General features: G+C 72.7%; 22 protein-coding genes. 17 read left to right on the forward strand and 5 right to left on the reverse strand.

Going from position 1 to position 22,114, the window contains the following annotated elements:
• From KME75_RS20160 to KME75_RS20195, 8 genes are all read left to right on the forward strand, one after another.
• A partial coding sequence (locus tag KME75_RS20160; protein ID WP_219416414.1) for a transposase occupies nucleotides 1-427 on the forward strand: 427 nt, incomplete at its 5' end.
• 200 nt (nucleotides 428-627) lie between these two features.
• On the forward strand, nucleotides 628-1,200 hold the full coding sequence (locus tag KME75_RS20165) for a TetR/AcrR family transcriptional regulator (RefSeq protein WP_219416415.1): 573 nt from the start codon (nucleotides 628-630) through the stop codon (nucleotides 1,198-1,200).
• Nucleotides 1,201-1,377: 177 nt separating this feature from the next.
• Nucleotides 1,378-2,796 carry an adenylosuccinate lyase gene (gene purB / locus KME75_RS20170; protein WP_219416416.1) on the forward strand — a complete coding sequence of 473 codons (1,419 nt, stop codon included), beginning with the start codon at nucleotides 1,378-1,380 and terminating at the stop codon, nucleotides 2,794-2,796.
• Entirely contained in the window at nucleotides 2,793-3,632 is an 840-nt protein-coding gene (locus KME75_RS20175; protein WP_219416417.1) for a phosphoribosylaminoimidazolesuccinocarboxamide synthase, read from the forward strand. The genes purB and KME75_RS20175 overlap by 4 nt, the downstream gene beginning before the upstream one ends.
• Before the next feature lie 73 nt (nucleotides 3,633-3,705).
• Nucleotides 3,706-4,464: a DUF2334 domain-containing protein gene (locus KME75_RS20180; protein ID WP_219416418.1), complete on the forward strand. Its 759-nt coding sequence runs from the start codon at nucleotides 3,706-3,708 to the stop codon at nucleotides 4,462-4,464.
• 19 nt (nucleotides 4,465-4,483) lie between these two features.
• On the forward strand, nucleotides 4,484-5,416 hold the full coding sequence (locus KME75_RS20185; RefSeq protein WP_308282915.1) for a sugar kinase: 933 nt from the start codon (nucleotides 4,484-4,486) through the stop codon (nucleotides 5,414-5,416).
• Nucleotides 5,417-6,160, forward strand: coding sequence for an IclR family transcriptional regulator (locus KME75_RS20190; protein WP_219416420.1), 744 nt, complete (start codon nucleotides 5,417-5,419; stop codon nucleotides 6,158-6,160).
• Nucleotides 6,148-6,750, forward strand: coding sequence for a bifunctional 4-hydroxy-2-oxoglutarate aldolase/2-dehydro-3-deoxy-phosphogluconate aldolase (locus tag KME75_RS20195; RefSeq protein ID WP_219416421.1), 603 nt, complete (start codon nucleotides 6,148-6,150; stop codon nucleotides 6,748-6,750). Before KME75_RS20190 ends, KME75_RS20195 begins: the two co-directional genes overlap by 13 nt.
• A 10-nt stretch (nucleotides 6,751-6,760) precedes the next feature.
• Here the strand turns inward: KME75_RS20195 and KME75_RS20200 are convergent, their stop codons facing one another.
• A complete protein-coding gene (locus tag KME75_RS20200; RefSeq protein ID WP_219416422.1) occupies nucleotides 6,761-7,387 on the reverse strand; it encodes an MBL fold metallo-hydrolase in 627 nt (208 codons plus the stop codon).
• A gap of 355 nt (nucleotides 7,388-7,742) precedes the next feature.
• Nucleotides 7,743-8,741: an NAD-dependent epimerase/dehydratase family protein gene (locus tag KME75_RS20205; protein ID WP_219416423.1), complete on the reverse strand. Its 999-nt coding sequence runs from the start codon at nucleotides 8,739-8,741 to the stop codon at nucleotides 7,743-7,745.
• Between the two features lie 60 nt (nucleotides 8,742-8,801).
• On the opposite strand from KME75_RS20205, the gene purS reads away from it, so the two are divergent.
• The 5 genes from purS (at nucleotide 8,802) to KME75_RS20230 (ending at nucleotide 13,037) form a co-directional block, all read left to right on the forward strand.
• Nucleotides 8,802-9,035 carry a phosphoribosylformylglycinamidine synthase subunit PurS gene (gene purS, locus KME75_RS20210; protein WP_219416424.1) on the forward strand — a complete coding sequence of 78 codons (234 nt, stop codon included), beginning with the start codon at nucleotides 8,802-8,804 and terminating at the stop codon, nucleotides 9,033-9,035.
• Nucleotides 9,032-9,706, forward strand: a complete 675-nt coding sequence (gene purQ / locus KME75_RS20215) for a phosphoribosylformylglycinamidine synthase subunit PurQ (protein ID WP_219416425.1) — start codon at nucleotides 9,032-9,034, stop codon at nucleotides 9,704-9,706. Before purS ends, purQ begins: the two co-directional genes overlap by 4 nt.
• 88 nt (nucleotides 9,707-9,794) lie before the next feature.
• The gene (locus KME75_RS20220; RefSeq protein ID WP_219416426.1) at nucleotides 9,795-11,015 is read left to right on the forward strand and encodes a PP2C family protein-serine/threonine phosphatase; all 1,221 of its coding nucleotides are present in this window, start codon (nucleotides 9,795-9,797) and stop codon (nucleotides 11,013-11,015) included.
• The gene (locus KME75_RS20225) at nucleotides 11,012-12,583 is read left to right on the forward strand and encodes a sensor histidine kinase (RefSeq protein ID WP_308282916.1); all 1,572 of its coding nucleotides are present in this window, start codon (nucleotides 11,012-11,014) and stop codon (nucleotides 12,581-12,583) included. The genes KME75_RS20220 and KME75_RS20225 overlap by 4 nt, the downstream gene beginning before the upstream one ends.
• Nucleotide 12,584: 1 nt before the next feature.
• Nucleotides 12,585-13,037: a response regulator gene (locus tag KME75_RS20230; RefSeq protein WP_219416427.1), complete on the forward strand. Its 453-nt coding sequence runs from the start codon at nucleotides 12,585-12,587 to the stop codon at nucleotides 13,035-13,037.
• A 41-nt stretch (nucleotides 13,038-13,078) separates the two neighbouring features.
• On the opposite strand, the gene KME75_RS20235 is transcribed toward KME75_RS20230, so the two are convergent.
• Genes KME75_RS20235 through KME75_RS20245 form a run of 3 tightly spaced genes read right to left on the reverse strand, consistent with a single transcriptional unit; the run spans nucleotide 13,079 to nucleotide 14,710 of the window.
• Nucleotides 13,079-13,921 carry a helix-turn-helix domain-containing protein gene (locus tag KME75_RS20235; RefSeq protein ID WP_219416428.1) on the reverse strand — a complete coding sequence of 281 codons (843 nt, stop codon included), beginning with the start codon at nucleotides 13,919-13,921 and terminating at the stop codon, nucleotides 13,079-13,081.
• Nucleotides 13,918-14,496 (reverse strand): DUF6879 family protein, encoded by a 579-nt coding sequence (locus KME75_RS20240; protein WP_219416429.1) that lies wholly within the window; start codon nucleotides 14,494-14,496, stop codon nucleotides 13,918-13,920. The genes KME75_RS20235 and KME75_RS20240 overlap by 4 nt, the downstream gene beginning before the upstream one ends.
• A gap of 1 nt (nucleotide 14,497) precedes the next feature.
• Nucleotides 14,498-14,710: a hypothetical protein gene (locus KME75_RS20245; protein WP_219416430.1), complete on the reverse strand. Its 213-nt coding sequence runs from the start codon at nucleotides 14,708-14,710 to the stop codon at nucleotides 14,498-14,500.
• A 616-nt stretch (nucleotides 14,711-15,326) separates the two neighbouring features.
• Here KME75_RS20245 and purL point away from each other — a divergent pair.
• From purL to purF, 4 genes are all read left to right on the forward strand, one after another.
• Complete coding sequence (purL, locus tag KME75_RS20250) at nucleotides 15,327-17,627, forward strand: phosphoribosylformylglycinamidine synthase subunit PurL (protein WP_308282917.1); 2,301 nt, start codon at nucleotides 15,327-15,329, stop codon at nucleotides 17,625-17,627.
• Nucleotides 17,628-17,665: 38 nt separating this feature from the next.
• The gene (locus tag KME75_RS20255) at nucleotides 17,666-18,052 is read left to right on the forward strand and encodes a sterol carrier family protein (RefSeq protein WP_219416431.1); all 387 of its coding nucleotides are present in this window, start codon (nucleotides 17,666-17,668) and stop codon (nucleotides 18,050-18,052) included.
• A 127-nt stretch (nucleotides 18,053-18,179) separates the two neighbouring features.
• On the forward strand, nucleotides 18,180-20,390 hold the full coding sequence (locus tag KME75_RS20260) for a putative bifunctional diguanylate cyclase/phosphodiesterase (protein WP_219416432.1): 2,211 nt from the start codon (nucleotides 18,180-18,182) through the stop codon (nucleotides 20,388-20,390).
• Between the two features lie 78 nt (nucleotides 20,391-20,468).
• Nucleotides 20,469-22,016 (forward strand): amidophosphoribosyltransferase, encoded by a 1,548-nt coding sequence (gene purF / locus KME75_RS20265; protein ID WP_219416442.1) that lies wholly within the window; start codon nucleotides 20,469-20,471, stop codon nucleotides 22,014-22,016.
• The last annotated feature ends 98 nt before the right edge of the window (nucleotides 22,017-22,114 follow it).

The raw sequence follows: 22,114 nt of genomic DNA on the forward strand, positions 1-22,114 counted from the left end.
CATGCTCGCCGCACTGGATCTGACCACCGGCACGCTGTTCTACCGGATCCGGGATCGCAAACGCTGGATCGAGTTCCTCGACCTGCTCAAGGTCCTGCGGGCCCGCTGGCCCGGCGAGAAGCTCTACGTGGTCTGCGACAACTTCTCCCCGCACCGCCACGCCCGCGTCCGCGAGTGGTGCGCCGCGAACGCGGTCGAGCTGGTGTTCTTGCCGACCTACGGATCGTGGTTGAACTGGATCGAGGCCGAGTTCGCCGCGCTGCGCTACTTCGCCCTCAACGGCACCGACCACCGCAGCCACGCCGAGCAGAACGCCGCGATCGCGAGCTACGTCCGCTGGCGCAACACCCGAGCCCGACCCAAGACCAACTTCGCCGTCAACTCACCGATCCGCACCTGGACCAGTTACCCGGTCAAAGCTGCGTGACAAGCCACTAGGGCGTGTCTGGCGGATCATGATCGCGGTCTTCGCGCCCAGATCGCCCCTGGCGGCGTTGTCGGCCCGACCGGGTACGCCAGGTACGACGGCTCGGGCCTCCGCCTTGCCAGGAGCAATCTGGATCACGAATCCCATCGACCCTGATCCACCAGACACGCCCTAATGCGATCGGCTGTGACACTGGGACCGTGGGCACCGCGAAGGGGGAACGGCGGCGGCAGGAGCTGGTGACGGCCGCGGCGGCCCTGCTGCGCTCGGGCGGTTTCGACGCCGTCCGCCACCGGGCGGTGGCCGAGCGCGCCGGGCTGCCGCTCGCGTCCACCACCTACTACTTCGACTCCCTCGACGAGCTGGTCACGGCCGCGGTCGAGCGCACCAGCCGCGACGAGCTCGCCGAGGGCAGGGCCCAGCTCGCCGAGCTCCCGGGCGGGCCGGTCGGCACCCCGGCGCTCGCCGAGCTGGTGCTCGACCAGCTGCTGGGGCCGGAGTCGCGTGACGGAGGCCTCGATGCCGTCCTGCTTCGCTACGAACGGCTGGTCGGCGCGGGTCGGCGGCCGTACCTGGCGCCGCTGATGCGCGAGCTGCGCGCCGAGCTGGACGCCCTGCTCGCGGAGATCCTCGCCCGGTCCGGCAGGCCGCTGGCCGACACCGTGCTGCGCGACCTCGTCTCGCTCGTGGACGGCGCGGTGATCAGCGCGCTCATCGAGGCCGATCCGGACCCGCGGGCGGTGGGTCGCGAGGTCCTGCTGCGCAGCCTCTGACGACCAGGAACCATCTGGATCACGAATCCCGTCGCCCCTGATCCACGGGACACGGCCCAACACCGAAGACAGGCGCCCGTTCCCGGACACCGCCGAACGGCTCGCCGCGGTGGCCGACCCGCGGTAGGACTGCGGGCGTGCAGTGCTCCCATCAGGGGCAACGTAAACTGCCTGCACGTGATCCCCAACGTGTTGGCCGCCCGCTACGCGAGCCCGGAGCTCGTGCGGATCTGGTCGCCCGAGTACAAGATCGTGCTGGAGCGGCGGCTCTGGATCGCGGTGCTGCGCGCCCAGCTCGAGCTCGGCGTCGAGGTCCCCGATTCCGCGATCGCCGACTACGAGCGGGTGGTGGAGGAGGTCGACCTCGCCTCGATCGCCGCCCGCGAGCGCGTCACCCGGCACGACGTGAAGGCGCGCATCGAGGAGTTCAACGCGCTCGCCGGCCACGAGCACGTGCACAAGGGGCTCACCAGCCGCGACCTCACCGAGAACGTCGAGCAGCTGCAGATCCGGCTCTCCCTGGAGCTGGTCCGCGACCGCACGGTGGCCGTGCTCGCCCGGCTCGGGCGCCGCGCCGCGGAGTACGCGGAGCTGGTGATGGCCGGGCGCAGCCACAACGTCGCCGCGCAGGCCACCACTCTGGGCAAGCGGTTCGCGTCCGCCGCCGACGAGCTGCTGGTCGCCTACAGCCGGCTCGAGGAGTTGCAGCTGCGGTACCCGCTGCGGGGCATCAAGGGCCCGGTCGGAACCGCGCAGGACATGCTCGGCCTGCTCGACGGCGACGCGGCGAAGCTCGCCGACCTGGAGCAGCGCGTCGCCGACCACCTCGGCTTCGCGCGGGTCCTCACCAGCGTCGGCCAGGTCTACCCGCGCTCCCTCGACCACGACGTGCTGTCGGCGCTGGTGCAGCTCGCCGCCGCGCCGTCGTCGCTGGCCACCACGATCCGGCTGATGGCGGGCGCGGAGCTCGCCACCGAGGGCTTCCAGCCCGGCCAGGTGGGCTCGTCGGCGATGCCGCACAAGATGAACACCCGCTCCGCCGAGCGCGTCAACGGGATGATGGTGCTGCTGCGGGGCTACGCCGGGATGGCCTCGGAGCTCGCGGGCGCCCAATGGAACGAGGGCGACGTGTTCTGCTCGGTCGTCCGCCGGGTCGCGCTGCCCGATGCGTTCTTCGCCCTCGACGGGCTGTACGAGACGGCGCTGACCGTGCTCGACGAGTTCGGCGCCTACCCCGCGGTGGTCGCCCGCGAGCTCGACCGCTACCTGCCGTTCCTCGCCACCACGGCCGTGCTGATGGCCGCGGTGCGCGCGGGCGTCGGCCGGGAGACCGCCCACGAGGTGATCAAGGAGCACGCGGTCGGCGTCGCACTCGCGATGCGCGAGAAGGGCCAGTCCGAGAACGACCTGATCGCGCGGCTGGCGGGCGACGAGCGGCTCGGGCTGCCCGCCGGGGCCCTCGACGGGCTGCTCGCCGACCCGCTGCGCTTCACCGGCGCCGCCACCGCGCAGGTCGCCGCCGTGGTCGCCCGCGTCCAGGACATCGTGGACGCGCACCCCGACGCCGCCGCCTACACCCCCGGAGCGATCCTGTGAAGCTGCTGTACTCGGGCAAGGTCCGCGACCTCTATGCCGACGGCCCGGAAGACGACGCAGACCTGATTCTCGTCGCCTCCGACCGCATCTCGATCTACGACGTCGTGCTGCCGACGGCCGTGCCGGACAAGGGTGCGGTGCTCACGCAGCTGTCGGTGTGGTGGTTCGAGGAGCTCGGCGCCCTCGTGCCGAACCACGTGATCTCCACGGACGTGCCGGAGGCGTTCGCCGGCCGGGCGATCCGCTGCCGGCGCCTGGAGATGCTGCCCGTCGAGTGCATCGCCCGCGGCTACCTCGCCGGCCTGGGGCTCAAGGAGTACGAGAAGCAGGGCACGGTGTCCGGGGTGGCGCTGCCGCCCGGGCTCGTCGAGGGCTCGAAGCTGCCGGAGCCGATCTTCACGCCCACCACCAAGGCGCCGGTGGGGCAGCACGACGAGTTCATGACCTTCGACGACGTCGTCGCGGCCGTCGGTGCCGACACCGCGGCGCGGCTGCGGGACCTCACACTCGACGTCTACCGGCGCGGCGCCGAGACGGCGGCGGCGAACGGGATCCTGGTCGCCGACACCAAGCTCGAGTTCGGCCGCGATGCGAGTGGCGAGATCGTGCTGGCCGACGAGGTGCTGACGCCCGACTCGTCGCGGTTCTGGCCGGCCGACTCGTGGGAGCCGGGTCGTCCGCAGTTCGCGTTCGACAAGCAGTTCGTGCGCGAGTGGTCGGCCGGGCTGGACTGGGACCGCACGCCCCCCGGCCCGGAGATCCCGGCCGACGTCGTCGCGGCCACCCGGGCCCGTTACGTCGAGGCCTACGAGCGCATCACCGGTCGTGAGTGGTAACTGACGCCCAAGCACCGTTTCGCACTCACGAGGGCGTCAGCCTCCGTTCACGTCGGCGTGCGTCCATGAGCGCATGGCCGCCCGCCTGCTCGTCTCGCTGTCCCGTCTGACCACCGCCGACGGGCTGGCGCCCGCCGTCGCCCTCGCCGCCGCCCTCGACGCGCGCGGCGTGCCGGTCTCGCAGCTGTTCCGGCCGCGGACGACGGCCGGGACCGCGCCGCCCGCGCTCGTCGAGTGGCTGCACGAGCGGCGCGCCGCGGGCGACGCCGTCGTCCTGCACGGCTACGACCACACGCCCGACCCGCTCGGTACCTGGCGGCCCGGCGGGATGCTCGCGCGCAAGGCCGAGTTCGCCGCGCTCCCGCGGCACGAGGCCGGGCTGCGGCTGATCGCGGCGCGGCGGGCCCTGACGGCGGCGGGCCTGCGGACGGACGTGTTCGTCCCGCCGCGCTGGCTGGCCTCCGCGGGCACCGCGGAGGCGCTGTGCGAGCAGGGTTTCGGCGTGCTGGCCGACGACGGGTGCGTGCGGTTCCTGCGCGGCCCGTTCGCCGGAACCGTGGTGCGCGCCCGCGTGCTGGGTTTCCGGGTGGCGCCGGAGCGGCGGGCGGTCGCCGAGGACCGGCGGGCCGCGGAGGCCTGGCGGGCGCGCGTGCTGCTCGCCGAGGTGAGCCGGACGGCCCGGCGGGGCGGCGTGGTCCGCATCGCCGTCCGGGCGAAGGACCTCGCGCAGCCGGTGCGCCGAGACGCCGTGCTGGCCGCGGTGGACGCCGCGCTCGCGCTCGGCGCCGAGCCGGTGACCTACCGCCCGCCCGCCGTGCCGCAGGCCGCCTGAACCGGCTATCGTTCGCGCTGTGCGCAACGATGTTGCAAGACAGGCAACTGACGGCGATCGCTCTCCCGAGGTCCTCTGCATCGGGGAGAGCATGATCCTCGTGACGCCCACCGACCCGTCGCCGCTGGAGAGCGCCGAGCACTTCGCGCTGCACGTCGGCGGCGCCGAGTCGACGGTCGCGCTGTACCTCGCAGAACGCGGCCACCGGTCGGCGTGGCTGAGTCAGGTGGGTGACGACCCGCTGGGCAGGCGCATGGTCGCGGCCGTCGCGAAGTACGGCGTGGACACCTCATGGGTACGGGTCGACGCCGAGGCACCCACCGGGGTCTACTTCAAAGACCCCGGTCTCGGCTCGACGCGCGTGTATTACTACCGCGCGGGTTCGGCGGCGTCCCGCATGACCGGCGCGAACCTCGACGACGTCGACTGGAGCGCCACCCGCATCGTCCACGTCTCGGGCATCACCGCCGGGCTGTCGGCCACCTGCCGCGACCTGCTGTCGGCGGTCTACGCGGCCGCTCGCCGTCACGAGGTGCTGATCTCCTTCGACGTCAACCACCGGCCGGGGGTGTGGCCTGCCGACGAGGCGGCGCCGGTGCTGCTCGACCTGGCCCGCCGCGCCGACATCGTGTTCGTCGGGCGCGACGAGGCCGAGCGGCTCTGGCAGGTGGGAGACCCCACCGCGGTGGCGGCGCTGCTCGACGCGCCGGTGCGCCTGGTCGTCAAGGACGGGGAGGTCGGGGCCAGCGAGGTGGCGCCCGGCGCCGCACCGGTGTTCGTCCCCTCCCGCCGCGTCGAGGTGGTGGAGGTCGTCGGAGCGGGCGACGCGTTCGCCGCCGGATACCTGTCGGAGCTGTTGCGCGAGTCCGAGCCCGCAGCCCGACTCTCCGCGGGTCACGACCTGGCCGCGCGCTCGTTGAGCAGCACCCACGACTTCCTACCGAGCCTGTAGATGTCGCAGAGCGTCCAGCGCGCCGCCGAGGTGCTGGAGTTCGTCAGCATGCGGCCGCGCACGCAGGTCGAGGTGGCCGAACACCTCGATGTGCACCGGTCCACCGCGCTGCGGATCCTCGCCACGCTCACCGAGTGTGGACTGGCCCGGCGCCGCGAAGACGGCCGCTACGGCGTCGGCTACCGGCTCGCCGGGCTGGCGCAGCTCGCGATCGAGCAGTTCGATCTGGTCGCGGTGGCCCGCCCGCACCTGCGTGCGCTGGGCGCGGCGTGCGCCCACACGATCCACCTCGCCGCGCTCGACGGCCGCAGCATCGTCTACGCCGAGAAGATCGACCAGCCCGGGATGGTGCGGCTGTACTCGCAGGTCGGGCAGAAGGTCAGCCTGCACACCGCGGGCGTCGCGAAGGCGATCCTCGCGTTCCAGCCCGGCGAGGCCGTGGAGGCGATGCTCGACACGGCCGACTTCGTGCGGCACACCGACACCACCATCACTTCCCGGGAGCGCTACCGGGCGGAGCTCAGGGCGGTCGCCGAACGCGGCTGGGCGGTGGACGACGGCGAGCACGAGGATTTCGTGCACTGCGTCGCGATGCCGGTGCGCGACGCGTCCGGTGGGGTCACGGCCGCCGTGTCGATCACGGCTCTCAAGGCCAGGGCCTCGCGCGAGGACCTCGAGCGGTTGCTCCCGCGGCTGGCCGAGACCACCACGACGATTTCCGAGGAGCTGGGATGGCGTCCGTAGCACGCTTCTTCGACGAGACCTTCGCGCAGCAGCGCGTGATGGCGATCCTGCGCGGCTTCTCCGTCGAGCGCACGGTCGAACTCGCGCAGCGGGCCTGGGACAACGGCATCCACGCCGTCGAGGTGCCGATCCAGAGCGCCGAGGCGATCGATGCGCTGGCTGCCGCGGTGCGGGCCGGCGCGGCCCGGGGACTCCCGGTCGGCGCCGGCACCGTGGTCACCCTGGAGCACGTCGCACAGGCCGCCGACGCGGGCGCGGCGTTCACCGTCGCCCCCGGCTTCGACGAGCGGGTCGCCGCGGCCAGCGCCGCCGCCGGGCTCGCGCACCTGCCCGGCGTCGCCTCCGCGTCCGAGGTGCAGCGCGCGCTCGGCCTCGGTCTCACCTGGATGAAGGCCTTCCCCGCCGCCGTGCTCGGGGCCGGTTGGTTCTCGGCGATGCGCGGCCCGTTCCCGCAGGTGCGCTTCGTCGCCACGGGCGGCATGGGCGCCGCCAACGCGCGCGAGTTCCTGGACGCGGGCGCGTCGGTCGTCGCGGTCGGCTCCGCCCTGGAGGACCCGGAGCAGCTGGATCGCCTCGCGGCGGCCGTGTAGAGCCCGTCGCTCAGATCTCGGTCGCTTCGCCGCGGTCGAGGACGCGCACGGTGGTCTCCCGCGGGCCGAGCTCCGCGAAGCGGCCGTAGTGCATCCGCGGCATCGCCAGCACGGCCTCGTGGATCGGCACCGCCGTGCGCGGCGCGACCGCGCGCAGGTAGTCGACGGCCTCGGAGAGCTTGAGCCACGGTGCCCCGGTCGGCAGGAACAGCACGTCGACCGGGGCGGGTGGTGGCGTGAACGCGTCGCCGGGGTGCAGATGCGTGCCGTCCACGAGGTAGGCGTTGTTGCTGATCACCGGGATGTCCGGGTGGATCACCGCGTGCTCGCCACCGAGCACGTCGATGCGCGAGCCGCCGACCTGGATCGACGCGCCGGGCGCCACCGTCTCGTGCGTCACGTCACCGAGCTGCGCCGACGTCCCGTCGTCGACGATCAGCCGGGCGTCCGGGTTGGCGGCCAGGAGCGGGCCGAGCCGCTCGGCGTCGAGGTGATCGGGGTGCTGGTGGGTGACGAGGACGGCGTCCAGGCCCTGCACCGACTCGAAGCCCGCCGAGAACGTACCGGGGTCGATCAGCAGCCGGGCGGCGCCGGTGTCGAGCAGGATGCAGGAGTGGCCGAAGTGGGTGATCTGCACGTGGTCACTGTGCTCCCGGCCCGTGCGGTCCGCCAGTCGCGCGCCGACTCGCCCGGCGGCGTGCTGCGGAAGTCGGTCGCTGGGTCGGCTCGCCGCCGAGGTTCACCTGGACCGGTCGTGCTTGAACCGAGTCGTGACAGCGCACAAATCGCCCGACTCGCGCGCACAAGTCGCCCGACTCGCGCGCACGATTCGCTCGACTCGCGGGGGTGGGGCTGGGAACGTCCGCGAGTCGGCGGCTGGGTGTGTGCGAGTCGGGTATGAGTGCGCCTGAGTTGGGGTGTGGGTGCGCACGGATCGCCCGACTCGGGCGCACGGATCGCCCGACTCGCGGGCACGGATCGCCCGACGCGCGTCAGAGGGTGGCCAGGATCTCCGCCTCGTCCTGAGGGGTGAGGCCGGCGCGGCGGTCGCGGTCGACGCCGAGGGACCGCTCGTGATCCAGGGACGCGCGTGCGGTGTCGGCCACCGGCCGGCAGCGCAGTCCGGCAGCTGCTGCAGGAGCGGTGTCGCGGTCCACCATGCCCCAGTGCGATTCCGGCAGCCACAGTGGCAACGATCGAGGGGCTGCCCACGGGTTCACTCCAGCCGCGGTCAGCTTCTCGGGCGCGACCGGGATGCGCTCCAGCTCGTGCGCTCCCACGGCGTCTGCGATCTCGTCGAGGACCGCGCCGAGCGTGGAGCGCTGCCCGCTGCCGTCGAACGTGCCGGTCGTCCGTTCCTCCCCGCAGCGCACGATCCAGTCGGCGAGGTCACGTACGTCGACGACCTGCACGGGTTGCCCTGGGCTGTCAGGAACCACGGCACGCCCACCGCGGGCCAAGCGCTGGGGCCAGTAGCCGAAACGGTCGTGCTCGTCGCCGGGTCCGCAGATCAGCCCGGCGCGCACGACCAGCGCGCTATCGCCCGCCGCCGCGCGCACCGCGTTCTCGGAGGCCACCTTGATCGCGCCGTAGGCGTCGGGGTCGCTGTTGGGCACGTCGGTGTCGGCCGCCTCACGCGGCGGGAGCAGTGGCGCGTCCACTCCCTGGCCCCGCGCGGCGCTGTCGGCGTAGATGTTGATCGTCGACACGAACGTCCAGTGCCCGGCGCCGGCGGCGAGCGCGTCGACCGCGGCGCGGACCCACGGCAGCGACATCGTCGCGACGTCGACCACGGCGTCGAACCGCTCGCCGCGCAGCGCGTCGAGGCCGTCGGGCGCGTCGCGGTCCACCGCCACGAGCTTCGCCCCGTCGGGCACCCGCCCGGAGACGCCGCGGGCGGCGCACACCACCTCGTGGCCGCGCTCGACGGCCGTGGCCGCCACCGTCCAGGACAGGAACCGGGTGCCGCCGAGCACCAGCCATCGACCCATGCGAGCAGCCTCACGGACTCCCGAGCCGGTCGGCAACGGTGTTCACCGTAGGCTTGTCCTGTGGCCAAGGTGGTTGTGGACGTGATGCCCAAGCCCGAGATCCTCGATCCGCAGGGGCAGGCCGTCGTGGGTGCGCTCGCCCGGATCGGCGTCGCCGGTGTCGCCGACGTGCGACAGGGCAAGCACTTCGAGCTCGAGGTGGACGACTCGGTCGACGACGAGACGCTGCACCGCGTGGCGGGCCAGCTGCTGGCCAACCCCGTGATCGAGGACTGGGTGGTGACCAGGGCATGAGGATCGGCGTCATCACCTTCCCCGGCACCCTCGACGACGTCGACGCGGCCCGCGCCGTGCGCTACGCCGGTGCCGAGCCGGTCGCGCTCTGGCACGGCGACCACGACCTGCAGGGCGTCGACGCGATCGTCGTCCCCGGCGGGTTCTCCTACGGCGACTACCTGCGTGCGGGCGCGATCGCCAGCCTGGCGCCGATCATGACCGAGGTCGTCGACGCGGCCCGTCGCGGCGTGCCGGTCCTCGGCATCTGCAACGGCTTCCAGATCCTCTGCGAGGCGGGGCTGCTGCCCGGGGCGCTCGTCCGCAACGCCGGCCTGCACTTCATCTGCCGCGACCAGCGGCTGCTGGTGGAGTCGAACGCCACCGCGTGGACGGGCAGCCTCACCGCGGGCCAGGAGATCGTCGTCCCAATGAAGAACGCCGAGGGCCGCTACGTCGCCGACGCGGCCACCATCGAGCAGCTCGAGGGCGACGGCCGGGTCGTGTTCCGCTACGTCGGGGCCAACCCCAACGGCGCGCTGTCCGGGATCGCCGGGATCAGCTCGGCCGACGGCCGGGTGGTGGGACTGATGCCGCACCCCGAGCATGCCATCGACACGCTCACCGGGCCGTCCACCGACGGGCTCGGCCTGTTCACCTCCGTTCTGCAGCTGGCCGCCCCCGCCGCGTAGGCCCCGGCCCGGGTGCGAGCGGGGGCCGCGGCGATCTAGGCTTCCGCGACCCGCAGCCATGCGGTACCCGCGAGGAGAAGCGCCACGTATGACCCCCATCGTTCCGGCTGCGCCCAGCCACGTGCTGCTCGTCGAGGACGATCCGGGCGACGTGTTCCTCGTGCGGGAGCTGCTCGCCGAGGTCGACCCCGACCTGCACGTGAGCGTGGCCGAGTCGGTGTCCGAGGTGGTCGAGGGCGAGCTGCTGGCACGCTGCGACTGCGTGTTGCTCGACCTCAACCTCCCCGGCAGCAACGGGCTCGACGGGCTGCGCCGGATCCTGCAGGCGCAGAGCGCCGCGGCGGTCTGCGTGCTCACCGGCCTCGACGACGAGCACCTCGGGACGGCGGCCGTCGCCGCCGGTGCCCAGGACTACCTGGTCAAGGGCAAGGTCGACGGCCAGGTGCTGATCCGGGCCGTCCGCTACGCGGTGGAGCGCCGCCGCGCCGAGGTCAGCCTGCTCCGCCTGCGGGAGGAGGAGCTGGCGGCCGCCGAGTCGGCGCGCCTGGAACGCGGGCTGCTGCCGTCGCCGCTGCTCGCCAGCAGCCCGGTGCGGGCCCGGTCGTTCTACCGGGCCGGTCGCACCGGGTCGCTGATCGGCGGGGACTTCTTCGACGCCGTGCTCGGGCCGACCGGCACGGTCCACGCGATCGTCGGCGACGTGTGCGGCCACGGGCCGGACGAGGCGGCACTCGGTGCCCTGTTGCGCGTGTCGTGGCGGGCGCTCGTGCTGGCCGGCGTCGACGAGCCGCAGCTGCTTCCGAAACTGCAACAGGTGCTGGTGAGCGAGCGGCACAACCCGTCGCTGTTCACCACCGTGTGCACGGTCGCGATCCGGCCGGACGCCGGCGGGCCGGGGAGCGAGGCGCTGGTGCGGCTGGCCGGTCACCCGCCTGCGGTGGCGCTGCGCCCCGGGCCGCGGCCCGCCGCCTCCCCGGTGGGCCTCCCGCTCGGGGTCGCGGTCGACGCGTCGTGGGAGCCGATGACCGTCCCGCTCGGCCCCGAATGGGCGCTGCTGCTGTACACCGATGGGCTGATCGAGGGCAAGGGGCCCGTGCCCGGCGAACCACTGTGGGAAGAGGGACTGCTGGAAGTGCTCGAGCAGGAGCGCGACACCGATCTGGAACGGTTGCCGGCCCGGCTGGTCGAGCGTGCGCAGGAGTTCAACGGCGGGCCGCTGTCCGACGACGTCGCGATCCTGTTGCTCTCGTCCGACGCCGCGCCCGGCGACCCGACCCCGGCCGACGCGGTTCCCGGGGGAGCGCGGTGACGGTCGACCTCAACCGGCCCGTACGGCGCAGGCCGCTGCGCAACCGCCTCTCCAGCGACGCCGGCGGGCGTTGGCCACTCGCGCGTGTGTTCGCCGTCGGGGCGTCGATCGGGGCGCTGCTCGCCGTGGTGGCGGTGACCCTCGGCGGCATCGCGATGTGGCGGGTGGGACAGAGCCGTGCCGCGTTGGTGGACGTCGCGAGCCCGGCGCTGCTCTCGGCGCAGCAGCTGTCGGTCTCGCTCCTCGACCAGGAGACGGGGGTTCGCGGGTACAACCTGACCGGCCGGACGGAGTTCCAGGATCCGTACCGGGACGGCCTCGCGGCGCAGCGCTCGACGACCGCCACCCTGCGGACGCTGGCCGAGCGCCGCGGTCTGGAGGAGATCGGGCCCGAGCTCGACGAGGTGGAGCGGGCGGCGCAGGCGTGGCGGACGGTGTATGCGGAACCGGTGCTCGCCGGGGCACCGGGCGCCCCTGAGCCGGCGCGCGGCCGGGCGCTGTTCGACGAGGTGCGTGCTGCCACCCGTGCACTCGTGGCCGACCTCGAGGCGCAGCGCGCGGCCGCGAGGGACCGCGTCGAGCGCGCGTCGGCGTTCCTCATCGGGATCGGCATCGCGATCGCCGCGGTGCTGGCCGCGTTCCTGGTCGCCGCTGCGCTCGGGTTGCGGCGGTACGTGCTCCGTCCGGTGTCGGCGCTGGCCGGGCAGGTGCGCCACGTGGTGTCCGGTGACGTCCAGCAGCCGGTGCAGGCGGGCGGGCCGCGCGAGATCGTCGAGCTCGGCGAGGACGTCGAGGCGATGCGCAGACACATCCTGCGCGACCTGGACGACGCGCAGGCCGTCAACCGGCGCCTGGACGAGCAGGCGCGCGAGCTGGAGCGGTCCAACCGCGACCTGGAGCAGTTCGCGTACGTGGCGAGCCACGACCTGCAGGAGCCGCTGCGCAAGGTGTCGAGCTTCTGCCAGCTGCTGCAGCGCCGCTACTCCGGCAAGCTCGACGACCGCGCCGACCAGTACATCGAGTTCGCGGTCGACGGCGCCCAGCGGATGCAGCGGCTGATCAACGATCTGCTCGCGTTCTCGCGCGTGGGACGCACGACCGAGGGCTTCGACCCGGTCGATCTGGGTGCCGTCGCCGCCGCGGCCGTGAAACAGCTGGAGACGGTGCGGGACGAGACCGGTGGCAAGATCGTGGTCGACGAGCTGCCGGTGGTCGTCGGGGACCGCTCGCTGCTGCACCAGCTCGTGCTCAACCTGGTCGGCAACGGGCTGAAGTTCCACCGCGACGGCGTGCCACCCGTGGTGCACGTGGCCGCCGAGCGGCTCGGCGACACATGGGAGATCACGGTCACCGACAACGGCATCGGGATCGAGCCCGAGTACGCCGACAAGGTGTTCGTGATCTTCCAGCGGCTGCACGGGCGTGACGTCTACCCCGGCACCGGCATCGGGCTCGCTCTCGCGAAGAAGATCGTCGAGTTCCACGGGGGCCGGATCGTCATCGCGGCGAGCGACGGCCCCGGCACCACCATCCGATTCACCCTGCCCGTTCCCGCCGAGGAGAGCTGACATGAACGACCCGGAGGCCCGGACCGTCAACGTCCTGCTGGTCGAGGACGACCCCGGCGACGTGCTGATGACCCACGAGGCGTTCGACGAGTACCTGCACAACCGCCTCGACGTGGTCAGCGACGGCGAGGCAGCCCTCGCCTACCTGCGCCGGGAGGAGCCCTACGCGGACGTGCCCCGGCCGGACCTGATCCTGCTCGACCTGAACCTGCCCCGCCGCGACGGCCGGGAGGTGCTCCAGGAGGTCAAGGACGATGCGGACCTGCGGCACATCCCGGTGATCGTGCTGACCACCTCCCAGGCCGAGGAGGACGTGCTGCGCAGCTACCAGCTGCACGCCAACGCCTACGTGACCAAGCCGGTGGACTTCGAGGGGTTCATCGAGGCGATCAAGCAGATCGACCACTTCTTCGTCAGCGTCGTGAAGCTGCCGACAGGGCGTGCGCAGGGCTGAGGTCCGTCCTCGCGTAGCCCCTGCGAGGACGCGCGCTCCGGTCAGCTTCCCGCGGGCCCGCCGTCGTGCCGGTAGTCCTCAGCGACCTCCGTCAGCACTCGGCGGGCCTCCGCGCCGAACGCTGCGAGTTCCTCGAGTTTCCTCAGCATCTTCATGTGAGCAGCGACGTCGGGCGGTTCGGTCAACAGCGCCGTTGCCGCGATGGTGCCGACGATGACGGCGCGTTCGTCGTAGACGTCGAACCCGTGCAACGGGAACACCGTGGCCGGGGTGCGTGGTGGAACGATGCCCAGTCGCACTCCGTCAAGGCGAGTCACCTCGATCAGCCGTTCGATCTGGCCGATCATGATCTCGGGTCCGCCTGCACACCACAGCAAGGCACCCGCTGTGATGATCTGGGTGAACTCGTGTCCAGGCTCGCCGAGCAGTGTCTGCCGCTGCAGTCGGTTCGCGACCGCTCGGTCCAGCTCGTCACCCGTCAGGCCGGAGCCGAACAGGGCCCTCATGTACTCCTCGGTCTGCAGGAGTCCGGGTACGACAGTGGGCTGAAAGGTTCCGACGTGCTTCGACGAGGCCTCGATCCGGCCGACGCGCTCTTGGAAGTTGGCCGCGCCTCGGTGCATGACCACGCGGCGGTGTTCGGCCCGCAGGTCGGTTGCCATTGCGATCAGCCGCCGGCGCATGGCGGCGGGTGCCTCGTACACAGTGGCCAGTGCCGCGACGGTCTGCGGGGTCGGCACGAACTTCCCGGTCTCGTACCGGGAGAGCGTCGCCTGCCCGATCTCGGCGCGACGTGCTGCCTCGGCGCTGGGCAGCTCGGCGTCCTTGCGCAACTTCCGCAACGTCCGGGACAGCTCGTCGCCGCCCGAGGATCGGCTGTTCACCCCTGGTGTGCTCGCTCTCTGTCGAGGGTCGCCCGGTGGAACTCAGGGTGCGTATTCCACCAGCCCTCGAACGGCTCGGCCAATCGCCAGGCGGTCTCGGCGAGCTCGACGTAAGCGGCAACGAGTGGTTGCTCGACCACCGCGGCGGCGAGGAACTGGCCGTTCGGGTCGTAGTCCACCGTCGCGACGTGCAGGTCGTCGGCCAAATAGAAGTCGCCGACGCGCAGGAGCAGATCCGCGCCGTCAGGTGCGCGCGACAGGTCGAGGATCCGAATCTCCTCGCCGGCAGCGGAGTTGTCGGCGTAGCCCCACTCGCACTCGTAGCGCAGGTAGTCCGACAACGGGGGCGTCACCACATGCACGCGTCGTCGGCGGCGGCCGGCAACTGCGTCGGTCCGGAGTTTGTCGAGCCATGCCTGCTTGCCGGCGCGATCGGGTTCCGGCTCGCCATGCAGGAATCGATCGAGGTCGTCACCGTCGCTCGCGGATCGGTACCGGTCGAGCGTCTCCAGCCGGAACAGGTCATGGTGGTGGTGGCCGTCGAGGAACCGGGCGAGTGCGGGGAGGTCGAGCACTTCAGGTCCGCGGCGACAGCTCGGGAGCGATCCGACGCTCGATCAGGACGACCCCTTCGTGATCGGGCAGACCGGCGATACCGAGTGCGGCCAGCTCCGACGGGTCATCGACGATCCGGCCCCGAACGGCCAGGTCGGGTCCGTCCGTGTCGTAGATGCGGTCACAGTCGATGCCGTTCGGGCACGAGTACCGCAACACGCGAGTGATCTTCACTCATCTCCCCCTTCTGAGCTGCGCCGATCGGCGTCGGACGAGTGTCGCGCTCGACCGCAAGTCAATCTCATAGTGGATGAGGGTTGGTCTATCCACTCTGAGAGTGGATAGTTGCCGCATGGCTGAGCCGATGGGGTTCGACGGTGTGGAGGGCGATCCGGAGCCCCGCGTCCCGAAGAGTTGGTGTCCTGTGCGACGCAGAGGTGATGCCTCGTTCAGCCGGCGCCTGCGATGACCGAAGATCCGATAGAGGCGGCGATCGAGTTCGTGGCATCGCAGCCCGGGGCGTCGGACCGGATTCTCACCAGCCACCGGCAGCGCTCGGATGGATGGTGTGCCGGCTGCTGCTTCACGCCGGTGCGATGGCCGTGCTCCGTCGCGCTGATAGCGACTCGAGCCAAGGCACGCGGAACGGGCGGCGCGGTGGAGAGGGATGCCGGCGGACGACCCACGGGCCGCCGGACCCGGTGAGATGGGCGTGAGCGTTCCTGTAGCAAGATCGAAGGGCCTTTGTGGCCATCTCACCCGTACCCAGCCCAGCCCGGGCCCGTACGGTGACCGGGGCAACTCCCGCCTCGCCGAGGTGCCGCTGCCCCGGCACGTAGGCTGAACAGCCGTGACACCAGCCGTGCAGGCCGCCGACAGCGTCGAGACCGCCGCCGCCACCCCGGACCACCCGCAGCCCTACCGCGAGCTCGGGCTGAAGGACGACGAGTACGCGCGGATCCGGGAGATCCTCGGCCGCCGCCCCACCGACGCCGAGCTGGCGATGTACTCGGTGATGTGGAGCGAGCACTGCTCCTACAAGTCCTCGAAGGTGCATCTCGCTTACTTCAGCGAGACCACCACCGACGAGATGCGCAAGCGGATGCTCGCGGGGATCGGGGAGAACGCGGGCGTCGTGGAGATCGGCGACGGCTGGGCGGTCACGTTCAAGGTCGAGTCGCACAACCACCCGTCCTACGTCGAGCCGTACCAGGGCGCGGCGACGGGCGTGGGCGGGATCGTGCGCGACATCATGGCGATGGGGGCCCGCCCGGTCGCGGTGGCCGACCCGCTGCGTTTCGGTTCGGCCGACGCCCCGGACACCGCACGCGTGCTGCCCGGTGTGGTGGCGGGCGTCGGTGGCTACGGCAACTCGCTCGGCCTGCCCAACATCGGTGGCGAGGTCGTGTTCGACCCCAGCTACCTCGGCAACCCGCTGGTCAACGCGTTGTGCGTGGGGGCGATGCGCACCGAGGACCTGCACCTGGCGTTCGCCTCCGGTGTCGGCAACAAGATCATCCTGTTCGGCGCCCGCACGGGCCTCGACGGCATCGGCGGCGTGTCCGTGCTCGCGAGCGAGACGTTCACCGCCGATGAGTCCGGCGCGGACGAGACGGGCGGCGGCCGCAAGAAGCTCCCCTCGGTGCAGGTGGGCGACCCGTTCACCGAGAAGGTGCTCATCGAGTGCTGTCTCGAGCTGTTCCACGCCGGGCTCGTGGTCGGCATCCAGGACCTCGGCGGCGCCGGGCTGGCCTGTGCCACCAGCGAGCTGGCCTCGGCGGGTGACGGCGGCATGCACGTCGACCTGGACGCGGTACCGCTGCGCGCGTCCGGCATGACTCCGGCCGAGATCCTGTCCAGCGAGTCGCAGGAGCGCATGTGCGCCGTGGTGCGACCGGAGGACGTGGACGCCTTCATGGCCGTCTGCCGCAAGTGGGACACCCTCGCCACGGTGATCGGTGAGGTCACCGACGGCGACCGGCTGGTCATCGACTGGCACGGCGAGACCGTCGTGGACGTCCCGCCGCGCACCGTGGCGCACGAGGGCCCGGTGTACCGGCGCCCGGTCGCCCGCTCCGACAGCCAGGACGCGCTGATCGCCGACACGCCGGACAGGCTGCCGCGCCCGGCGGCGCCGAACGAGCTGCGCGCGGAGATCCTGCGGATGGCCGCGAGCCCCAACCTGTGCAGCCGGGCGTGGGTCACCGACCAGTACGACCGCTACGTGCGCGGCAACACCGCCTCCGCCCAGCCCGCCGACTCCGGCGTGATCCGCATCGACGAGCGGACCGGGCGCGGAGTCGCCGTCGCCACCGACTGCAACGCGCGCTTCGTGGCGCTCGACCCGTACACGGGTGCCCAGTTCGCGCTCGCGGAGGCCTACCGCAACGTCGCGACGAGCGGGGCCGCCCCGCTCGCCGTCACGAACTGCCTGAACTTCGGCTCGCCGGAGGACCCGCACGTGATGTGGCAGTTCCAGCAGGCCGTGCGCGGCCTCGCCGACGGCTGCGCGCAGCTGGCGATCCCCGTCACCGGCGGCAACGTGAGCTTCTACAACCAGACGGGCGACCGCCCGATCCTGCCCACGCCGGTGGTCGGCGTGCTCGGGGTGCTCGACGACGTCGCGCGCCGCGTCCCGGCCGGCTTCACCCGCGACGGCGACACGGTCCTGCTGCTCGGCGACACCCGCGACGAGCTCGGCGGCAGCGAGTGGGCCCACGTCGTGCACGGACACCTCGGCGGCCGCCCGCCGGCCGTCGACCTGGCCGCCGAGCAGCGCCTCGCCGGGCTGCTCGCCGCCGCGGCCACGGACGGCCTGCTGACCGGGGCCCACGACCTGTCCGACGGCGGGCTCGCGCAGGCACTCGTGGAGGCCTGCCTCATCGGGGGCGGCCGCGGGGCGACCGTTGAGCTGCCGGACCGGCTGGACCCGTTCGTCGCGCTGTTCGCGGAGTCGGCGGGCCGCGTGCTCGTCACAACGGCGCCGGAACGGGCCGACGAGGTGCTGTCGCGGGCCGCGGCCGCGGGCGTGCCCGCCAGGGCGCTCGGCACCACGGGTGGTGCCGCGCTGGCCATCGCCGGGATCCCGGACCTCCTTCTGGCCGAGCTCCGCTCGGCCTGGGAGGGCACTCTCCCCGCCCTGTTCGGGTGAATCCCCGGCGGCCGAACCTGTCCGATCGGAGAGGTGACATGACATCCGATGGCAGCGGACGCGGCCGGCAGGAGGTCGCGGGAGGCGCTTTCCTCCCGTCCGCCGTGCTCGACTGGCTGGCCGGCGGCCCCGCGCCGGAACGATCCGTGCTGCGTGCGGCGGTGAAGGGCAGCCTCGCGGCGCTCGCCGCCGCAGCGCCGGGGCGGAGCGTGGAGGTGCGCGTGCCGCCGCTCGGCGCCGTCCAGTGTGTCGAGGGTCCGCGGCACGGCCGGGGGACGCCGCCGAACGTCGTCGAGGCCGATCCGCGGACGTGGCTCGCGCTGGTCACGGGGCGAACGACCTGGTCGCAGGCCGTCGGCGCGGGTGCGTTGAGCGCGTCGGGCAGCCGGGCCCGAGAGATCGAGCGGCTGCTGCCGCTCGTGTGAGAAGCCGGGCTGTGGCGCACGACCTGGTGAACAGCGACACCTCGTGGTGGCGGAAACACAGGACGGCACGGAAAATTGGGCCCGATCAGGGTCCGGCCGGACCGAACGGGCGACAGGAGGTGGCCGCGTGGTAGCACCGCGCAGCCTGTCCGGACCCCTGGACGGTCACTCGGGGCTGCGTGCGGCCGCGGAGGCGTGCCCGCCCGGACCGGGTGGTATCGAACGTCTCGCGGGGCGCTGGGCCCAGCTGGCGCCCACCGACGACCCGGGCATCGCGGCGCACCTGGCCACCGTCCTGCGCAAGCTCGCCACGACGCTGCGCGCCGAGCCGTTCTGGCCGCTCGCCGCCCGGGAGCTCGGCGCCGAGCTGCTCACCACGGGCCTGTGCGGCGATCCGGAGGACCCCGTCGAGGGCGGCCCCGAGGACGTCCTCGCCCCCAGCCTCCGGCTGCTGCGCCGGGAGGCCGCCGCCGTGCTCGGGCCGTCCGGACCGGACGCCGACCGCCGCCTCGCCGCCGCCCTGGACGAGCTGGTCGCCGGTGTCGTGGGTGCCCTGCACGAGCGGCGCAGGCGCAATGGTGTGCGAGCCCCCGGCGCTGCTGCCGTGGCGGGGGAGCGCTCGGTGGTGCTGGGGGAGCGGCAGCTGCGCGCCCTCTACGAGCAGGCCCCGGTCGGGATCGGGATCGCCCGGCTGGACGGCTGGGTCATCGACATCAACCCGGCGCTGTCGCGCCTCTTCGGCCTCGAGGGCCCGGTGGACCAGCCCCGCCCCGTCTCCGACTTCGTCCACCCCGAGGACATGGTCGACGTCGTCGAGCACCTGCAGCGACTCGCCCGAGGCGAGCCCGAGGTCGTGCGGATGGAGGTCCGGCTCGTCCGGGTCGACTCGCAGGTCGTGTGGGCCCATGTCGTCGCCTCCCGGATGCACGGCCCGGACGGTGAGCCCACCCACCTCATGGCGGTGGTGGAGGAGATCTCCGACCACCAGCGGCTCCGGTCCCGGCTGCAGGAGTCGTCCTACCAGGACCAGCTCACGCGGCTACCGAACCAGGCGGTCACCGAGCAGTGGCTGCACCGGGCCTTCGCCGCGGACGGGCCGGGGCGGGTCGGCATGTGCGCGATCGACCTCGACAGTTTCCACCCGATCAACGACGCGCTGGGCACGCGCATCGGCGACCGGCTGCTGCTCGCCGTGGCGAGCAGGCTGCAGCTGACCGCGGGCGACCATCTCGTCAGCCGGACGGGAACCGACGAGTTCGCCGTGCTCGTCGCGGAGCCGGACGGCATCGCCGAGGTCAGCAGGCTGGCCGACCGGCTGCAGGCCGCCATGGCCACCCCGTTCCACATCGACGGCCACACGCTCGTGGTCTCGGCCAGCATCGGGGTGGCGGAGGCCTACACGGCGGAGGGGTCGGCCGGCGAGCTGAGGCGGGCCGCCGACGTCGCACGGTCCTGGGCGAAGGCGCTCGGCGGCGGGCGGCGCGTGGTCTTCGACCCCGAGCGCGACGCCGCGGAGTCGGCACGGTTCGCGCTGCTGTCCGGGTTGCGCGGGGCCATCGGGCGCGGTGAGTTCCGGCTCGTGTTCCAGCCGCTCGTGCAGCTGACCGACGGCCGGGTGGCCGGCGCGGAGGCGCTGGTGCGCTGGCAGCACCCGGAGCAGGGGCTGATCGGCCCCGGCCAGTTCATCGAGCTGGCCGAGCAGAGTGGGGCGATCGTGCCGCTCGGTCGCTGGGTGCTCGAGGCGGCCTGCGCGCAGGCGGCGAGCTGGTGGCGGGAGCTCGGGCCGGACGCCCCGTTCGTCAGCGTCAACGTCTCGCCCGTCCAGCTCGCGGAGCCGGGGTGGGTGAGCGAGGTCACGGGTGTGCTCGCGAGCACCGGGCTGCCCGCCGACCGGCTCCAGCTGGAGATCACCGAGCAGGCGGTCCTCGGCGACGAGCTGGTCGTGCTCGACGCGCTCAGCGCCCTGCGCGCGGTGGGCGTCCGGCTCGCACTGGACGACTTCGGCACCGGCTACTCGAGCCTGGCCTGGCTGCGCAGGCTGCCGGTGCACGCCCTCAAGATCGACGGCTCGTTCATCGACGGGCTCCGCAACGCCTCGGCCGACCCGACGGACTCCTCGATCGTGCGCGCGCTGGTGGAGATGGCCCACGCGCTCGGCCTCGAGGTGACGGCCGAGTGGGTGGAGACCGCGGTCCAGGCCGAACGGCTGGAGCGGCTCGGCTGTGACATCGGACAGGGCCGATGGTTCGGTGATGCCGGTCCCGGAGAGTGGGTCCCGGAGCTCTCGCGGCGTAGCATCTCCGAGGGAGGGCACCGCCTGCCGTCCGCCCCCCGGTAGCAGTTCGCGATCGTCGCCCGCTAGGAGCGTGTTGTGCCCCCGAGCTCCCCTCGGAACGAGCACCCGAACCACCGCCGCATCGACGTCGACGATGTACCCGGCGACGACGTCCCCAAGGAGGAGTGCGGCGTCTTCGGCGTCTGGGCTCCCGGCGAGGACGTCGCCAACCTGACCTACTACGGGCTCTACGCCCTGCAGCACCGCGGCCAGGAAGCAGCGGGCATCGCCGTCTCCGACGGCAGCCGGATGGTCGTCTTCAAGGACCTCGGGCTCGTCAGCCAGGTGTTCGACGAGCAGGTGCTGTCGTCGCTGAGGGGCCACCTCGCGGTGGGGCACTGCCGGTACTCCACCACCGGGTCCACCACATGGGAGAACGCGCAGCCGACGTTCCGTACCACCGCCACGGGCAGCGGCATCGCGCTCGGGCACAACGGCAACCTGGTCAACACCGCCGAGCTGCGCGACGAGGTCACCGCCACGCGGGAGGGCTCCGGGGCCGGCCGGTCGGCGATCACCTCCACCACCGACTCCGACCTGATCACCGCGCTGCTGGCCGCCACCGCCGCCGACACCGGCGTCGAGGAGGCCGCGATGCGGCTGCTGCCGCGCGTGCACGGGGCGTTCTCCCTCGTCTTCGCCGACGAGCAGACGCTCTACGCCGCCCGGGACCCGCACGGCGTCCGTCCGCTCGTGCTCGGCAGGCTCGAACGCGGCTGGGTCGTCGCGAGCGAGACGGCGGCGCTCGACATCGTCGGGGCCTCGATCGTGCGCGAGGTGGAGCCCGGCGAGCTGCTGGCCATCGACGCCGACGGCCTGCGCAGCTCGCGCTTCGCCGCCCCCGAGCCCAAGGGCTGCGTCTTCGAGTACGTCTACCTGGCCCGGCCGGACACCACGATCGCCGGCCGCTCGGTGCACGCCGCGCGCGTCGAGATCGGGCGCCGCCTCGCCGAAGAGCACCCCGTCGAGGCCGACCTCGTGATCCCCGTGCCCGAGTCGGGCACCCCGGCCGCCATCGGCTACGCCCAGGGCTCCGGCATCCCTTACGGGCAGGGCCTGGTGAAGAACCAGTACGTGGGTCGCACCTTCATCCAGCCCAGCCAGACCATCCGGCAGCTCGGCATCCGGCTCAAGCTCAACCCGCTGCGCGACGTCATCCGCGGCAAGCGGCTCGTGGTCGTCGACGACTCGATCGTCCGCGGCAACACCCAGCGTGCACTGGTGCGGATGCTGCGCGAGGCCGGCGCGCTCGAGGTGCACGTCCGCATTGCGTCGCCGCCGGTGCGCTGGCCGTGCTTCTACGGCATCGATTTCGCCACCCGCGCCGAGCTCGTCGCCAGCGGGCTCGACACCGAGGGTGTGCGGCGCTCGGTCGGCGCCGACTCGCTCGGCTACGTCTCGGTCGACGGGATGATCGCCGCCAGCGAGCAGCCCCGCAGCAGGCTCTGCGCGGCCTGCTTCACGGGGGAGTACCCGATCCCGCTGCCGGAGGAGGCGCGGCTCGGCAAGCACCTGCTGGAGCTGTCGCCGCGCGACGCCGTCTCCGACACCGCGTCGGGCGCCGCTTCCGGCGATGCCGGTCCGCTCTCCGTCGGTTACGGTGCGGCGGACGCACTGCGTCGACCCTGATCGGCGTCGCCCCTGATCGGGCGACCCCGATACGGTAGCCACCGCGACCCATCTGACCCGGCGGCAGCCGAGCCGCCGCACACTGCCAGGAGCGTTAC

This window comes from Pseudonocardia nigra (genome assembly GCF_019396355.1).
In the GTDB taxonomy this organism is placed as follows: domain Bacteria; phylum Actinomycetota; class Actinomycetes; order Mycobacteriales; family Pseudonocardiaceae; genus Pseudonocardia; species Pseudonocardia nigra.

Coding starts and splice junctions, on each gene's coding strand:
- KME75_RS20180 (WP_219416418.1), top strand. CDS start 3,706: ATGGCCGCCCGCCTGCTCGTCTCGCTGTCCCGTCTGACCACCGCCGAC.
- KME75_RS20190 (WP_219416420.1), top strand. CDS start 5,417: ATGTCGCAGAGCGTCCAGCGCGCCGCCGAGGTGCTGGAGTTCGTCAGC.
- KME75_RS20195 (WP_219416421.1), top strand. CDS start 6,148: ATGGCGTCCGTAGCACGCTTCTTCGACGAGACCTTCGCGCAGCAGCGC.
- KME75_RS20205 (WP_219416423.1), bottom strand. CDS start 8,741: ATGGGTCGATGGCTGGTGCTCGGCGGCACCCGGTTCCTGTCCTGGACG.
- purQ (WP_219416425.1), top strand. CDS start 9,032: ATGAGGATCGGCGTCATCACCTTCCCCGGCACCCTCGACGACGTCGAC.
- KME75_RS20220 (WP_219416426.1), top strand. CDS start 9,795: ATGACCCCCATCGTTCCGGCTGCGCCCAGCCACGTGCTGCTCGTCGAG.
- KME75_RS20230 (WP_219416427.1), top strand. CDS start 12,585: ATGAACGACCCGGAGGCCCGGACCGTCAACGTCCTGCTGGTCGAGGAC.
- KME75_RS20255 (WP_219416431.1), top strand. CDS start 17,666: ATGACATCCGATGGCAGCGGACGCGGCCGGCAGGAGGTCGCGGGAGGC.